This is a genomic window from Aequorivita viscosa, from assembly GCF_900106795.1.
Lineage (GTDB): Bacteria > Bacteroidota > Bacteroidia > Flavobacteriales > Flavobacteriaceae > Aequorivita > Aequorivita viscosa.
In genome coordinates, this window is the sequence record NZ_FNNS01000002.1 from 97,965 (window position 1) to 113,361 (window position 15,397).

Annotated in this window: 13 protein-coding genes; 9 read left to right on the top strand and 4 right to left on the bottom strand. The window is 37.6% G+C overall.

Going from position 1 to position 15,397, the window contains the following annotated elements; genetic code table 11:
* Positions 1-17: 17 nt before the first annotated feature.
* From BLW28_RS01430 to dnaE, 4 genes are all read right to left on the bottom strand, one after another.
* Positions 18-476: a copper resistance protein NlpE gene (locus BLW28_RS01430; protein WP_073213737.1), complete on the bottom strand. Its 459-nt coding sequence runs from the start codon at positions 474-476 to the stop codon at positions 18-20.
* Between the two features lie 56 nt (positions 477-532).
* Entirely contained in the window at positions 533-1,126 is a 594-nt protein-coding gene (locus BLW28_RS01435; protein WP_073213739.1) for a ClpP family protease, read from the bottom strand.
* Positions 1,127-1,259: 133 nt separating this feature from the next.
* Entirely contained in the window at positions 1,260-1,577 is a 318-nt protein-coding gene (trxA, locus tag BLW28_RS01440) for a thioredoxin (RefSeq protein WP_073213742.1), read from the bottom strand.
* 211 nt (positions 1,578-1,788) lie between these two features.
* On the bottom strand, positions 1,789-6,198 hold the full coding sequence (dnaE, locus tag BLW28_RS01445; protein WP_073213744.1) for a DNA polymerase III subunit alpha: 4,410 nt from the start codon (positions 6,196-6,198) through the stop codon (positions 1,789-1,791).
* A 351-nt stretch (positions 6,199-6,549) separates the two neighbouring features.
* Here dnaE and miaB point away from each other — a divergent pair, with 351 nt between their 5' ends.
* The 9 genes from miaB to groL all read left to right on the top strand — a co-directional run bounded on the left by miaB (position 6,550) and on the right by groL (position 15,393).
* Positions 6,550-7,989, top strand: a complete 1,440-nt coding sequence (gene miaB / locus BLW28_RS01455) for a tRNA (N6-isopentenyl adenosine(37)-C2)-methylthiotransferase MiaB (RefSeq protein ID WP_073213749.1) — start codon at positions 6,550-6,552, stop codon at positions 7,987-7,989.
* A gap of 11 nt (positions 7,990-8,000) precedes the next feature.
* Positions 8,001-8,870: a hypothetical protein gene (locus tag BLW28_RS01460; RefSeq protein WP_073213751.1), complete on the top strand. Its 870-nt coding sequence runs from the start codon at positions 8,001-8,003 to the stop codon at positions 8,868-8,870.
* A gap of 36 nt (positions 8,871-8,906) precedes the next feature.
* Positions 8,907-10,184 carry a sigma-54 interaction domain-containing protein gene (locus BLW28_RS01465; RefSeq protein ID WP_073213754.1) on the top strand — a complete coding sequence of 426 codons (1,278 nt, stop codon included), beginning with the start codon at positions 8,907-8,909 and terminating at the stop codon, positions 10,182-10,184.
* Positions 10,185-10,208: 24 nt separating this feature from the next.
* Entirely contained in the window at positions 10,209-10,721 is a 513-nt protein-coding gene (locus tag BLW28_RS01470) for an LptE family protein (protein ID WP_073213758.1), read from the top strand.
* Between the two features lie 45 nt (positions 10,722-10,766).
* Positions 10,767-11,747 carry a hypothetical protein gene (locus tag BLW28_RS01475; RefSeq protein ID WP_073213761.1) on the top strand — a complete coding sequence of 327 codons (981 nt, stop codon included), beginning with the start codon at positions 10,767-10,769 and terminating at the stop codon, positions 11,745-11,747.
* The gene (gene secG, locus BLW28_RS01480) at positions 11,744-12,067 is read left to right on the top strand and encodes a preprotein translocase subunit SecG (protein ID WP_073213764.1); all 324 of its coding nucleotides are present in this window, start codon (positions 11,744-11,746) and stop codon (positions 12,065-12,067) included. Before BLW28_RS01475 ends, secG begins: the two co-directional genes overlap by 4 nt.
* Before the next feature lie 95 nt (positions 12,068-12,162).
* Positions 12,163-13,188 (top strand): hypothetical protein, encoded by a 1,026-nt coding sequence (locus tag BLW28_RS01485; RefSeq protein ID WP_073213767.1) that lies wholly within the window; start codon positions 12,163-12,165, stop codon positions 13,186-13,188.
* Positions 13,189-13,341: 153 nt separating this feature from the next.
* Positions 13,342-13,617 carry a co-chaperone GroES gene (locus tag BLW28_RS01490; protein ID WP_073213770.1) on the top strand — a complete coding sequence of 92 codons (276 nt, stop codon included), beginning with the start codon at positions 13,342-13,344 and terminating at the stop codon, positions 13,615-13,617.
* 138 nt (positions 13,618-13,755) lie between these two features.
* Positions 13,756-15,393 carry a chaperonin GroEL gene (gene groL, locus BLW28_RS01495; RefSeq protein WP_073213773.1) on the top strand — a complete coding sequence of 546 codons (1,638 nt, stop codon included), beginning with the start codon at positions 13,756-13,758 and terminating at the stop codon, positions 15,391-15,393.
* Positions 15,394-15,397: the final 4 nt, after the last annotated feature.

Here is a 15,397-nt window from a genome sequence, read left to right on the forward strand (position 1 = left end):
GCAAAAAAATACCTTAATTAGTTAGTCGATTTTTTAAGAATAAAGAGTTTTTCAAAATCACCTTTAATAATATTTTTATCGCCATCGAGCATCCAAACCTGGTTCTCTCCAACTTTAAACCAAATAGGCTGATCTTCAGTTTTAAGAGAAACTTTTGAACCCGATTTATCCCAAGTAAACTCTCCTTGTTCTTTAAGAGGCTCTACCAGTGGTTTTCCTAAATAAGTCATAGAAAGTGAATATGTATTATCGTTATTAAGTTCTAATACTATTTTAATGCCTTCGCAATCTGCACAAGGAGTTACACCTTCATAAACACCAGCCCAATCTAAAGAATTTTGAGAATTGTGATCATCAACAACCTCTGACACCATTACATCCATATTTTCTTCGACAACCATTTCTTTCTTTTCTTGATTTTTACAACCAGTCAAAGTAAGAAGGGCTATTCCGAAAACGAAAATTAATTTTTTCATGTTTTTGTGATTATTTTATAATTTGAATACTTCCGAAGTTTACTAAATTCGAAATATTATTCCATTACACCATCAACTATTCCGTATGCTACAGATTCTGAAGCGTCCATCCAATGATCTCGATTGAAATCTTTCATCACTTTTTCAAAATCTTGTCCACAGTTTTCAGCAAGAATTCTCGCACTTATTTCTTTGGTTTTCAGAATTTCTTGTGCCGTAATTTCAATGTCGCTAGCTACACCACGCGCTCCACCACTTGGTTGATGAATCATAACACGAGCGTGTGGCTGAATGAATCTTTTTCCTTTATCGCCTGCTGAGAGCAATATACTTCCCATTGAAGCTGCCAAACCAGTACAGATTGTAGTGACTGGACTTTTAATTGCGCGCATGGTATCGTAAATGGAAAACCCAGAAGTTACATATCCACCTGGACTATTAATGTAAAACTTAATTTCGTCATGGCTTAAGGCGTCTAAATACATTAAACGCTCCACGATATGTCGCGCACTTCTGTCGTCTACCATTCCCCAAAGAAACACTTTTCGTTCTTCAAGTAATTTACCATCTATTTTATCCTGCACTTTATTTGTTTTGCTCATAGTTTTTTTGTCTATCCTCACAAGTAAATTGCGAGGTTGTTTTATCATTTTATTTATTAGAAATCCTATCTGAGCTTAGACTAGAAAACGGGTTGTAAACTCATTTAGAGATTTTACTAATATAGAAAAAGGCTCAGCAATACGCCAAGCCTTTCGTTATTTTATTTTTTTTAAAAACGTATTAGAGTAACGAGTCTATCGCTTCTGCGTATACATTTTTAGGAGCAACACCTACTTGGCGGCCCACAACTTCACCATTTTGGAAAACCAAAACTGTAGGAATATTTCGCACACCGTATTTGGCTGCAAATTCCTGATTTGCGTCTACATCAACTTTTCCTACAACAGCTTTGCCATCATATTCTTTGCTGAGTTCTTCCATAATAGGACCTACCATTCGGCAAGGCCCACACCATGCTGCCCAAAAATCAACCAACACGGGCTTGTCACTTTTTAATACCGCTTCTTCAAATGTTGCGTCTGTTATTTCTAATGCCATAATCTTGTTTTTAATTAATATACAAAAGTAGTCAATTTTTATACGAAACCTTACAGCCCTAACATACGTTTAGGAAATGATTGTATTGATTTTATCTATTCTTTTGAAGTTTTAAATTAAATCAATAACACCTTAGCACTAAAATAATGAGCTAATTTTCCTCGGTATTTCGGGCGGGTATATGTTTAAAAATATTTCGATTAGCTTAAAATTAGTTCAATTTATATTTTATTTGTTCTTTTTGCAATTCTTCCAAAAATTCTTTAGAAATATTGATTTTGTGCTTTCTACTCGGCATGGTTAACTTTATTTTTTCGGCTACTTCATACACCACAAAATACAGCTGTTTTTCGCCTTTGTGCGTTTCTATTAGTCCTTTTAGTTTTTCAATTTTACCATCTTCCAAATCGCTCAATGGCATTTGAAGCGTCAGTTTTTTTGAATGATTTTCCATTACATCGTGAAGCAACTGAAAATTGTTGTACTGCAACCTAGGCTCACCTTTTTTGCCTGTATCCCTGTTCATCCATCCTTCCTTTACGAATATCTTTCCATAAATAAAGGAATTGGGAACTAAGAAATGGCGCCATTTTAAATAATCTTCACCAAAAATCTTAAATTCGAAACTGTCGTCATAATCTTCCACAGTAAAAATCGCCCAACCCTTTCCTGCTTTCGATTCTCGATGTTGCACATCGCTTACCACTCCGCCAAAACTCATTTCCTTGTTCAAAAATTCTTCTAAACGGTTAAAGTCAGAAACTTTACAATTGGTAAAACTTCGCATTTCGATTTTAAAATCGTCCAGGGGATGTCCAGAAATATAAACTCCAACTACTTCCCGTTCTTGTTTTAATTTTTTCATTGTGCCCCACTCCTCACAAGGTGGAACCTCTGGCTCTGGAATCTGCACTTCGCTTGCGTCTCCAAACAAACTAACCTGAGCTGAGTTTTGGGTTTCTTGATATCTGGCGGCGTAACGCAGCACTTTTTCAACAAACATTACGCCGTCGCCATCGTCGTGTAGGTATTGTGCTCGGTGGGTATTGAAACTATCAAACCCTCCAGCCAAGGCAAGGTTTTCGAACGCCTTTTTATTTGCCGCCCTAAGGTCTATGCGTTTGGCTAAATCAAAAATCGATTTGTATTCTCCGTCTTTCCTGTTTTCAACAATAGTAGCAACTGCGCTACTGCCAACTCCTTTTACCGCACCCATTCCAAAACGCACTGCTCCTTCGTCGTTTACTGTGAATTTATGAAAGGATTCGTTTACGTCTGGACCTAAAACTTTTAGCCCCATGCGCTTACACTCGTCCATAAAAAAGGTGACTTGTTTAATATCACTCATGTTGTTACTTAGCACCGCAGCCATATATTCTGCAGGGTAATGCGCTTTTAAATAGGCTGTTTGATATGCAATCCAAGCGTAACACGTAGAGTGTGATTTGTTGAACGCGTAACTTGCAAATGCTTCCCAATCTTTCCATATTTTCTCCAGTTTCTCTGGGTCGTGTCCTTTTTCAGAAGCTTGGGAAATAAACTGCGGCTTCATTTTATCCAGTACCGCCTTTTGCTTTTTCCCCATTGCTTTTCGAAGTACGTCGGCTTCACCTTTTGTAAAACCAGCTAACTTTTGGGAAAGCAACATCACCTGCTCTTGGTATACGGTAATTCCGTAGGTTTCTTTTAGGTACTCTTCCATTGCTGGAAGATCGTATTCAATTTCCTCTTCTCCGTGCTTTCTTCTTACGAAACTAGGGATGTATTCCATCGGCCCCGGACGGTATAATGCGTTCATCGCTATTAAATCGGCAAAGACCGTTGGCTTTAATTCTTTCATATACTTCTGCATACCAGCAGATTCGTATTGAAAAATTCCTACAGTTTCGCCTCGTTGGAAAAGTTCGTAGGTTTTTTCATCGTCGAGCGGAAAGGAATCGGGGTCTAAATCGATATTATGCTTGTGCTTTACTAACTTTACGGTATCCTTTATTAACGTAAGCGTCTTTAAACCAAGGAAGTCCATTTTTAGTAGTCCTGCACTTTCAACAACTGAGTTATCGAACTGAGTTACATATAATTCTGAGTCTTTTGCTTTGGAGACAGGTACAAAATCTGTAATATCACTCGGGGTAATAATTACACCACACGCATGAATCCCAGTATTTCGAACAGAGCCTTCTAGAATTTTTGCCTGGTTAATGGTTTGCGCCTCTAAGTCGAAACCTTCCGCAAGATTAAGAAGTTCTTGAACCTTGGGGAGTTCGTCACTTCGGAAACGTCCTCTTAATTCTGCATCGCTCAAGCCGAAAATTTTGTTCAGCTTGGTCATATTAGGAATTAATTTTGAAATTCTATCGGCATCATTCAAAGGCAAATCTAGCACCCGGGCAGTATCGCGAATGGAGGATTTTGCCGCCATAGTTCCATACGTTATAATCTGAGCTACTTGGTTGCTACCGTACTTTTCGATTACGTAATCCATTACCTTACTTCGGCCTTCATCATCGAAGTCAATATCAATATCGGGCATACTTACACGATCTGGATTTAAGAAACGCTCAAAAAGCAGGTCGTATTTAATAGGACATATATTCGTTATTCCCAAGCAATAGGCCACTGCGCTTCCTGCGGCAGAACCTCGCCCAGGACCAACAGAAACCCCCATTCTTCGGGCTTCTGCAATAAAATCTTGAACAATCAAGAAGTAACCTGGATATCCCGTATTTGCAATTACTTCTAACTCAAAATCTAGACGTTGTTTTATTTCTTTTATCCTATCGGAAGCTTCTTCAGGAATTTCTTCTCCCGTTAAGCTTTCGTATGAAACTTCTATTAATTCGGGATAGCGTCGTTTTGCTCCTTTGTAGGTTAAATGGCGTAAATACGCATTTTCCCCTCTTTTGCCTCCATCTGCATCTTCTGGACTTAAAAACTCTTCTGGAATTGTAAAATTGGGAAGCAATACATCGCGATGCAATACAAAAGGTTCTATTTTAGAAACAACTTCTTCTATATTTAAAATGGCTTCAGGAAGATCTTTGAACAGAAGCTTCATTTCGTCCTGACTCTTGAAATAATATTCTTGGTTTGGCAATCCATAACGATAGCCACGGCCGCGGCCTATTGGTGTTGCTTGCTTTTCACCATCCTTTACACAGAGTAAAATATCGTGAGCGTTTGCGTCTTCCTTATTTATGTAGTAGGTGTTATTACACGCCACCAGTTTTACATTGTTACGCTTAGCCATTTCGACCAAAACTTCATTCACGCGATTTTCGTCTTCTTGACCGTGTCGCATAATTTCGACATAAAGGTCGTCGCCAAACATTTCCTTCCACCAAAGCAAAGCTTCTTCTGCTTGGCTTTCACCTATGTTCAAAATTTTTCCGGGCACTTCTCCGTAAATACCACCCGTTAATACTATTATGTCTTCTTTATATTTTTCAATTATATTTCTATCAATTCGAGGCACATAATAAAATCCATCGATATAAGCGATTGACGCCATTTTTGCCAAGTTGTGATACCCATTTTTATTCTTGGCAAGTAGGACAACTTGATACCCATTGTCTTTTTGAGATTTGTTGAGATGATCCTCACAAACGAAAAATTCGCAGCCCACGATTCCCTTTAATTTTTTTGCCGAATCTTCTTCAGAAAGCGATTTGTTATAGGTATTTACAGCTTGCACAAAATGAAACGCTCCCATCATATTTCCCGAATCGGTCAGGGCAACGGCGGGCATATTATTGGCAACGGCAGCATTGACTAAATCTGCTGTGCTAGAAGTAGATTGTAATATTGAATACTGCGAATGGTTGTGAAGGTGAACAAAAGGCGCATCTTCAAGAGTGGCAATATTTTCTTTAATTTCTTCGGAAGAAATCTCCTCAGTTTCAGAAGAAGCCTGAATTTGCTCCCTAATTTTTTTCGAGGCTTTTTTAAGATTGATGTGCTTTAACCCAATTAACTGAATGGTCTTTGGGTTAGCTTCCGAAAAATTTTCGAAATAATCTGGCTGAACATCAAGTTCTTCTTTGGTGAAAATCTCACGTCGTATTAGCTCGAAAAAACAGCGAGTAGTGGCCTCAACGTCGGCAGTAGCGTTGTGTGCTTCAGAAAAAGGAATGTTGAATAGATATTCGTGTAATTCGGTTAATGTTGGAAGTTTAAATTTACCTCCACGCCCTCCTGGAATTTGACAAAGCTGCGCCGTTGTTTCAGTACAAGTATCCAGAACAGGAAGTGTTGTTAATGGCGACTCAATACCCAAGCGGTAAAACTCCGCTCCCATAATATTTACATCGAACCCAACATTTTGACCTACTACAAATTTTGTTTTAGAAAGTGCGATGTTGAACTTCTCAATAACTTCTTCCAAAGGAACACCTTTGGCCATTGCCAATTCTGTAGAAATTCCGTGAATTTTTTCGGCATCAAAAGGGATGTTAAAACCTTCGGGTTTCACCAAATAATCTTGGTGTTCAATCACATTTCCCATTGCGTCGTGAAGCTGCCAAGCAATTTGAATACAGCGCGGCCAGTTATCGGTGTCGCTTATGGGCGCATTAAAACGCTTTGGAAGACCAGTAGTTTCTGTGTCGAAGATTAAATACATTTTTTGAATTATGAGTTATGAGTTATGAATTTTGCGTTTTGGCAGTAAATTCTGAAGTTCTGGAAATTCGCATTTTCTTAAAAAGTAAAAATAGAAAAATCGACCATTTTGGGGAAGGAAAAAGGAAAGGAGTTGTTCACAAAAATCAATTCTGTTATATCCAAAAATTACCTCTTCAATTGGCTCCTCAAAGTTCAAATTATTATTTCAAAACTTATAGTTTCTTGAAAGCACATTACTCAATATTTTTTCCACAAAACCCAATATGACACTTTGTCACCATTTCTTAAAGCTGTATCTTTGCAATCCGAACCGAAAAGGTATTTGACTCGGTTTGAATTTTATTAGATTATGGAAAAAGTTATTGACGAAGCAAAACAAGGAGACACTTTAACGCTTGACGCTAAAGAATCGAATTCTAAGAAATTATATTTAGAAAGCTATGGTTGCGCCATGAATTTTAGCGACAGTGAAATTGTTGCTTCTATATTGACGGAACAAGGGTACAACACTACAAACTCTTTGGAAGATGCAGATTTGGTTTTAGTAAACACGTGCTCTATCCGTGATAAAGCTGAGCAAACAATCCGAAAGCGTTTGGAGAAATACAATGCGGTAAAGCGCAGTGGTAATCCGAAAATGAAGGTTGGGGTTTTGGGCTGTATGGCTGAACGCCTTAAAGAAAAATTTCTTGAGGAGGAAAAAATCGTCGACTTGGTGGTTGGGCCAGATGCTTATAAAGACATTCCAAACTTATTAAAAGAAGTTGAAGAAGGTCGCGACGCCGTAAATGTAATTCTATCAAAAGAAGAAACTTATGGCGACATTTCACCTGTTCGTTTAGGCGGTAATGGAATAACAGCCTATGTAAGCATTACCAGAGGTTGCGACAATATGTGTACCTTTTGTGTGGTTCCATTTACTCGCGGTCGCGAACGTAGCCGCGATCCACATAGTATTATAGCAGAAGTTAATGATTTAGCCGAAAAAGGTTACAAAGAAATTACGCTACTCGGCCAAAATGTAGATAGCTACCTTTGGTATGGTGGAGGGCTAAAAAAAGATTTTAAAAACGCCTCACCAATGCAACAAGCTACCGCAACCAATTTTGCGCAGCTTCTCGAAATGGTTACAAAAGCACAACCTAAAATGCGAATTCGCTTTTCTACCAGCAACCCTCAGGACATGACAGAGGACGTGCTTCACGTCATGGCCAAATACGACAATATTTGCAATCACGTTCACCTACCAGTTCAAAGTGGAAGCACTCGTATTTTGAAAGAAATGAACAGGCAACACACCCGTGAAGAATATATTGCGCTAATCGATAAGGTGCGTGAAATTATTCCCGATTGCGCCATTTCACAGGATATGATTGTGGGTTTCCCAACGGAAACCGAGGAAGACCACAAAGAAACCTTGAGCTTGATGGAATATGTGAAATATGATTTTGGCTATATGTACAAATATTCCGAAAGGCCCGGCACCATGGCCGCCCGGAAGCTGGAAGACGACGTGCCCGAAGAAACAAAAAGCCGCCGATTGACCGAAATTGTGGACCTCCAGCAAAAACACAGCGCCATTCGCACCGCGGAATTTTTAGGAAAAACGGTGACTGTTTTAATTGAAAAAGAGTCGAAGAAAAACAAAGACGAATGGAGCGGAAGAACGGAACACAATAATGTTGCGGTATTTCCGAAGTCAACTTATAAACCTGGCGATTTTGTAAAAGTAAAAGTAACCGATTGTACCACTGCAACGCTCATTGGCGAAGTAGTGGAGCATTCATGAACCAATAAATTATGAAACGTATTCTATTTCTTTTTACAGCAAGTCTATTGTTTTTGGCGTGTTCTAATGACGATAATAACGGTTCAGAAAACCCACAAGAACTGAAAATCAAAAAATATACAAGCATCTCTTTTGATGCTAACGGAACTCCAAATGGAGAAATGGTTGAGTATTTTTTTGATGAAAACGGCAAAAAAACAAAAGACCATATTATTGACGCTTTTTACGACTATTTCTGGGAGTATGCCTACAACGATTTTGGGCAAATTACAAGAAAAGCCCACAATCACTTGAATTACCCTGTTGATTTTGTTGAAAACTACTATTATGACCAAAACAGCAGGCCCTGGGTAGTTTTTAGGGATTGGGACGCAGATGGAATTGATATGGATTCCATAAGCTTTAGCTATCAACCGCAACAGATCAACGTGCAATGGTTTACCCCGACACAAGAACGAACAGAATTTTATTATAATACTACAGATGTACTAACCGCAGTAAAACATATAGGTGACCTGGGAATCGTTAGCGATGAAATCATCACTTATGATAGTACTCTGAACATCACCAACCTTAACCTTACCACAGATTATTTTAATTTGGAAATAAACCATACGTATGAATATGACGTAAAAATAAATCCATTCTACGAAGAGTTTCATAACTACCCCTTCAACACTTATTATTATGGGTATCTTTTCGACCATTCATTATTTATATCGCCAAGCAATGCCACGAAAATAACCCGAACAGGGACTGATACTTCGGAAAATTATGTTTTGGAAATTACATTTCAGTATAACGATTCCGATTATCCCATAAGCTCCGAAACAAAAAAGGATGGTGTTTTATTTTCGAGAGCAACCTACGAATATTATTAATTAAAATTTAGTTCCCGCACTTTGCTGGGATAAAATATGGAAAGCATACAAGCAACAAAACAACGATTCGGAATAATAGGAAACGACCCAAAATTGAACCGCGCTGTGGAAAAAGCAATTCAAGTGGCTCCAACAGACATTTCAGTATTGGTTACTGGTGAAAGTGGAGTGGGAAAGGAAAGTATTCCAAAGATAATTCACTCACTTTCACATAGAAAACACGGAAAATATATTGCCGTTAACTGTGGTGCAATTCCTGAAGGAACCATAGACAGTGAGCTCTTTGGACACGAAAAAGGTTCTTTTACAGGTGCTACGACAACAAGAAGTGGTTATTTTGAAGTTGCCGATGGAGGCACCATATTTTTAGACGAAGTAGGCGAATTACCATTACCAACCCAAGTTCGACTTTTAAGGGTTTTGGAAAATGGGGAGTTCCTAAAAGTAGGTTCTTCTGCTACCCAAAAAACCGATGTACGCATTGTAGCAGCAACAAATGTGAGAATGATTGAAGCCATTGAAAAAGGTAGGTTCCGTGAAGATCTTTATTACAGGTTAAGCACGGTAGAAATAAACCTTCCTCCCCTTCGAGAAAGACGTGAGGACATTCACCTACTTTTTAGAAAATTTGCAGCAGACTTTGCCCAGAAATATAAAATGCCGACCATTCGCTTGGACGAACGCGCAATTGAATTGTTGCTACAGTATCGCTGGTCCGGGAACATACGCCAACTTCGAAATGTAGCCGAGCAAATTTCAGTTTTAGAACAAAATAGAGAAATTACATACGCAACCTTAAAGCATTATCTTCCAGATATGGGCAGCAATCTTCCTGCCGTGGTTAACGAAAAGAAAACCGAAAGCGATTTTAGCAGTGAACGGGAAATACTCTACAAAGTATTATTCGATATGAAGCGCGATGTAAACGACCTAAAAAAGCTTACATTAGAATTGATGAAAACCGGAAGCGCGGCAAAGGTAAAAGAGGAACAATCAACACTCATCAATAAAATTTATTCTGAAGAAAGCAATGCCGAAGAAGAATTAGCTGCTATTATTGAGGAAGAGAACAACAGCAATATTTCGGATGTCGAGGTTTTTAGCATTCCAGAACATGCCTCAGAAGCCCGTAAGGACAAATATGAGTACGCCGAAGAAGTTGAAGAAGAAGAAAATCTTTCACTTCAACAAAAGGAATTGGAGCTCATTAAAAAATCTTTAGAAAAATATAAAGGCAAACGAAAAGACGCCGCTGACGAATTGGGTATTTCGGAAAGGACGTTATACCGAAAAATCAAACAATACAATTTGTAATTTACAATAATTCACACCTTTTAAATGTCAAAAATAGTTTCAATTTTCCTGTTAATAGGTATCGCCTTTTGCTTTCAAGGTTGTGGATCGTATTCATTTACTGGAGCAGACATTAATTACAACACGACAAAGACGGTTCAGGTAAATTATTTTCAGAATATCGCTCCCATCGTAGAGCCGGGAATAGCTAGGGATTTCACTCAAAAGCTGCAAGACTTATTGTTAAATCAAACCAGTTTGGATCTGGTAAACTCAAATGGCGACTTAGTTTATGAAGGCGAAATCACACAATATTATATCGCTCCAATTACAGCAACATCAGATAGTAGAGCTGCGCAAAACAGACTCACAGTTACCGTTAATGTGAGATTTTACAACACTAAAGAACCTTTAAAAGATTTTGAACAAGCATTCAGTTTCTATTATGATTATCCTGGGCAAACACAGTTAACGGGTGCTCAATTAACTACAGCAATAGAAACTATTTTTGAACGATTGACCCAAGATATTTTTAATAAATCGTTAGCTAATTGGTAAATATCACTCAAAGCAAAGTAGCAGCGTAAAACTTGAATTTAAATTTTGAATATTTCAACCTATACATATCTCCTCGCCAATCCACAGAAAATAACCCCTGAGGATTTAACTGAATTGGATATCCTCGTTCAGAAATATCCTTATTTTCAAAGTGCGCGTGCTATTCAACTAAAAGGCCTAAAAAACCAAGATAGCTATCGATATAACGAGGCGTTGAAACTCGCTGCAGCTCACACTACCGACCGCGACATCCTGTTTGAATATATTACTTCTGAAAAATTTATTCAAAATGAAATTTCGCAAACAATCTTGCAGCACGATACTTCCGTTATGGAAATAGATGTAGTCTCAGAAGATGTATCAGAAGAAATTCGCGTTGAACAAAATAAAGAATGGCAAGTAGAAAGAGAAAAGGCCGATGCTATTTTAAATCCCAATTTATTCCAAAGAAAAATTGAGTCTTTAGTCAATTTTGGTGCAAACGATGATAGCGCTTCAAAGAAAAGCAACGAATTATCTGAGAAGCCTTTAGAAATTGATAAACCGTTAGAGTTCACAAAAAAAGACACACATTCTTTTTCAGAATGGTTAAAGCTGACCAAAGCCAAACCAATTGAACGATCAGTTGAAGCTCCTAAACAGCAAGATGCAGAAAATGAATCATCTACAAATAGTAATAAAGAAGCTGTTTTAGCTGAAGAGGAAAAAGAAAGAAAATTTGAATTGATTGATAAATTTATTCAAGAACGCCCAAAAATAACGCCTATTCCGGCGCCAGGAAACACACCTGAACCTTCTCAAAAACAAACAGTTAAAGACAGTTTAAAAGACTTAGAAGCCCCATACCCACGACCCACTGATTCACTAATGACCGAAACATTGGCGCGAGTTTATTTGCAACAAAAGAACTATAAAAAGGCAATACAAGCATATAAAATATTAATTTTGAAAAATCCCGAAAAAAGTGGTTTCTTTGCAGACCAAATTCGGGCAATAGAAAAATCGATTAATCCAGAAGCACAATGAGTACGTTTACAATATTTTTAGTTTTAATAATGATAGTGGCCTTTTTATTGGTCGTAGTTATAATGGTACAAAATCCAAAAGGTGGTGGACTTTCATCTTCGTTTGGAGGTGGCGGTGGCGCTCAAATTGGCGGTGTGCAGAAAACGAGCGACTTTTTAGACAAGAGTACTTGGACCCTTGCAACCATTATGTTAGCGTTGATTTTATTTTCCAACATTTTTATTATGGGAGGAAAAAGCCTAGAATCTAAAACTTTTGACCAAAACGCAATTCCAGCAGTTCCAACTACCGAAGCACCAGCACCAACAACTACAGAATAATTTTTGTTAAATATATAACGTAAAATGCCATCTCGTAAAGAGGTGGCATTTTTTTTATTAAAATTGTCGTATCTTTATATGTAAAGAAAACAACAATGAAAGCTAGAAACATCATTCTACTCGTAATATCTAGCTTCTTACTCCTTTCCTGTTACGGAGACGGAACAGGTTTAAAAAGAACGTGCGAAAATTTATATGGTTTAGACCCAAAAAAAGACTTGATACTTACCACTCAAGATCACGTAGATCAAGTTTTCACTCAAACTCACGTATCAGGAAACGTATATATTGGCCATTGTCCGGACAAAAATTCTTCGAGAATTACAAATCTTAACGGATTACGAAATTTGACAAAAATTGATGGCAGCTTATTAATTTTTGAAACAGATATTTCGGTACTAGATGGATTAGATAACCTTCAAGAAATTGGAGGTGTTTTAAGTATTTATATGAATTCTTCTTTAAAGGAAATAAAAAACTTAAATGCCCTTAAAACCGTCAATGAATTGAATGTTTTCGGAAATGATAAACTATTACACATTAATGGTTTTAATAACCTAACGAATTGCAATACAACCCTCACGATAAATGTAAATGCCAACTTAGAAACAATTGAAGGTTTTAATAACCTAACTTATATAGGCGAAGATTTATCGATTATGTCGAGTAACAAACTTGTAATGGTTAATGGCTTTGATTCATTAACCCATGTAGGGAAGAATCTATTGTTCGGAAGCAACATTCTCATAAAAAAGATAGAAGCATTCAACAACCTTAAAACGATCGGAGAGGACTTAGATTTTCGATACAATTGGGGCTTAGAAAGGTTTGATATTTTTCCAAATCTAGAAACGATTCAAGGACGTTTAATAATTGAAAACCACAAAGCGTTACAATCTATTAATGGTTTAACCAATTTAACTTTAATTGGAAATCAACTATACATTGCAGAAAACCCAAAGCTGTCAGATTATTGTGGCCTTACGCAATTATTACAAACAGAAGGAGGACTTCAAGAAGGGGATACTGGTTCACCCTATAATGTTCCGTATTTCGTAATTAAAAATAACTTATACAATCCATCACGACAAGATTTGCAGGATGGGTATTGTTCTGAATAAAAAACACGTATTTAAAACACCAAAAATGCCAGCCTCTGACAAGCTGGCATTTTTCATTCCATAAGGTGTCAGTTTTACCCACTGGCACAGTTTCTGCCAATTAATCACCAGAACATTTAAACTTAAGTTTAACAACTATAAAAAATAAAAAAAATGGCATTAAAAATTCAACCGCTTGCAGACCGTGTATTGGTTCAGCCAGAAGAAGCAGAAACAAAAACCGCATCTGGACTTTATATTCCAGACTCTGCAAAAGAAAAACCGCAACAAGGAAAAGTAGTAGCTGTTGGTAAAGGAAAAGAAGACCACAAAATGACAGTTAAAGTTGGTGATTCTGTTCTTTACGGAAAATACGCCGGAAGTGAATTAAAATTTGATGGCAAAGATTATATGATTATGCGCGAGGACGATATACTCGCTATTATCTAACGAGAATATCTCGCAAATTCCAATAAAAAAATCCCAAGTTCCAATGTATCTATTTTGAATTTGGAGCTTGAAATTTAGAATTTAAAAAAATTAACCTGACGATTCCTGATTTTAAGGGAATCACAAAATAAAAAATTTATGGCAAAAGATATAAAATTTGATATTGAAGCGCGCGACGCTATTAAACGCGGAGTTGATGCATTGGCAAACGCAGTAAAAGTAACATTAGGACCAAAAGGTCGTAATGTAATTATTAGCAAATCCTTTGGTGCTCCACAAGTAACTAAAGATGGTGTTACTGTTGCAAAAGAAGTAGAATTAGAAGACGCTCTTGAAAATATGGGCGCGCAAATGGTAAAAGAAGTTGCTTCTAAAACCAACGATCTTGCGGGTGACGGTACAACTACTGCTACTGTTCTTGCGCAAGCAATTGTGAAGGAAGGGCTTAAAAACGTAGCTGCTGGTGCTAATCCAATGGATTTAAAGCGCGGAATTGATAAAGCTGTTGAAGCTATTGTTGCAAACCTTGAAAAGCAAACCACTAAAGTTGGTAATTCATCTGAAATGATAAAGCAAGTAGCTTCTATTTCAGCAAACAACGACGATGTTATTGGCGATTTAATTGCTAAGGCATTCGGAAAAGTTGGGAAAGAAGGTGTTATCACTGTAGAAGAAGCAAAAGGTACTGAAACTTATGTTGATGTAGTTGAAGGAATGCAGTTTGACCGTGGATATCTTTCTCCATACTTCGTTACAGATACTGAAAAAATGCAAACAGAATTGGAGAATCCAATGATTTTGCTTTACGATAAGAAAATTTCTTCAATGAAGGATTTACTTCCTGTACTTGAGCCAGTGGCACAACAGGGAAAATCTCTTTTAATAATCGCTGAAGATGTTGATGGAGAAGCTTTAGCTACTTTGGTAGTAAATAAACTTCGTGGTTCATTAAAAATCGCTGCTGTTAAAGCACCAGGTTTTGGTGACAGAAGAAAAGCAATGCTTGAAGATATTGCAATCTTAACAGGCGGTACAGTAATTTCTGAAGAACGCGGTTTCACTTTAGAAAATGCAACTATCGATATGCTTGGTTCTGCAGAAAATGTAACCATTGATAAAGACAATACAACTATCGTAAATGGTGCAGGTGAGACCGACAACATTAAAGGTCGAGTAAACCAAATTAAAGCACAGATTGAATCTACAACTAGCGACTACGATAAAGAAAAATTACAGGAGCGTCTAGCTAAATTAGCTGGTGGAGTTGCTGTTCTTTATGTAGGTGCCGCTTCTGAAGTAGAAATGAAAGAGAAGAAAGACCGTGTTGATGATGCACTTCACGCAACCCGTGCAGCTGTAGAAGAAGGTATCGTTGCTGGTGGTGGTGTTGCTTTAGTTAGAGCTATAGAAGTTCTTAAAAAGATAACTACAGATTCACTTGACGAAACAACTGGTGTAAATATTGTAGCTAGAGCTATCGAAGCTCCTTTACGTACTATCGTTGAAAACGCAGGTGGTGAAGGTTCAGTTGTAATCAACAAAGTATTAGAAGGCAAGAAAAACTTCGGTTACGATGCTAAGAGCGATTCTTATGTAGATATGATTAAAGCTGGAATTATCGACCCTAAGAAAGTAACACGTGTAGCACTTGAAAACGCTGCTTCTGTTGCTGGAATGATCCTAACTACTGAATGTGCTTTAGTAGATATTAAAGACGAAAATGCCGGTGGCGGAATGCCAGGAGGTATGGGCGGCGGAATGCCAGGTATGATGTAAAAAT

Bases quoted from the DNA above. Each gene is read 5' to 3' on its own strand.
- BLW28_RS01430 (WP_073213737.1), bottom strand. From the start codon at position 476: ATGAAAAAATTAATTTTCGTTTTCGGAATAGCCCTTCTTACTTTGACT.
- BLW28_RS01435 (WP_073213739.1), bottom strand. From the start codon at position 1,126: ATGATAAAACAACCTCGCAATTTACTTGTGAGGATAGACAAAAAAACT.
- trxA (WP_073213742.1), bottom strand. From the start codon at position 1,577: ATGGCATTAGAAATAACAGACGCAACATTTGAAGAAGCGGTATTAAAA.
- dnaE (WP_073213744.1), bottom strand. From the start codon at position 6,198: ATGTATTTAATCTTCGACACAGAAACTACTGGTCTTCCAAAGCGTTTT.
- miaB (WP_073213749.1), top strand. From the start codon at position 6,550: ATGGAAAAAGTTATTGACGAAGCAAAACAAGGAGACACTTTAACGCTT.
- BLW28_RS01460 (WP_073213751.1), top strand. From the start codon at position 8,001: ATGAAACGTATTCTATTTCTTTTTACAGCAAGTCTATTGTTTTTGGCG.
- BLW28_RS01465 (WP_073213754.1), top strand. From the start codon at position 8,907: ATGGAAAGCATACAAGCAACAAAACAACGATTCGGAATAATAGGAAAC.
- BLW28_RS01470 (WP_073213758.1), top strand. From the start codon at position 10,209: ATGTCAAAAATAGTTTCAATTTTCCTGTTAATAGGTATCGCCTTTTGC.
- secG (WP_073213764.1), top strand. From the start codon at position 11,744: ATGAGTACGTTTACAATATTTTTAGTTTTAATAATGATAGTGGCCTTT.
- BLW28_RS01485 (WP_073213767.1), top strand. From the start codon at position 12,163: ATGAAAGCTAGAAACATCATTCTACTCGTAATATCTAGCTTCTTACTC.
- BLW28_RS01490 (WP_073213770.1), top strand. From the start codon at position 13,342: ATGGCATTAAAAATTCAACCGCTTGCAGACCGTGTATTGGTTCAGCCA.
- groL (WP_073213773.1), top strand. From the start codon at position 13,756: ATGGCAAAAGATATAAAATTTGATATTGAAGCGCGCGACGCTATTAAA.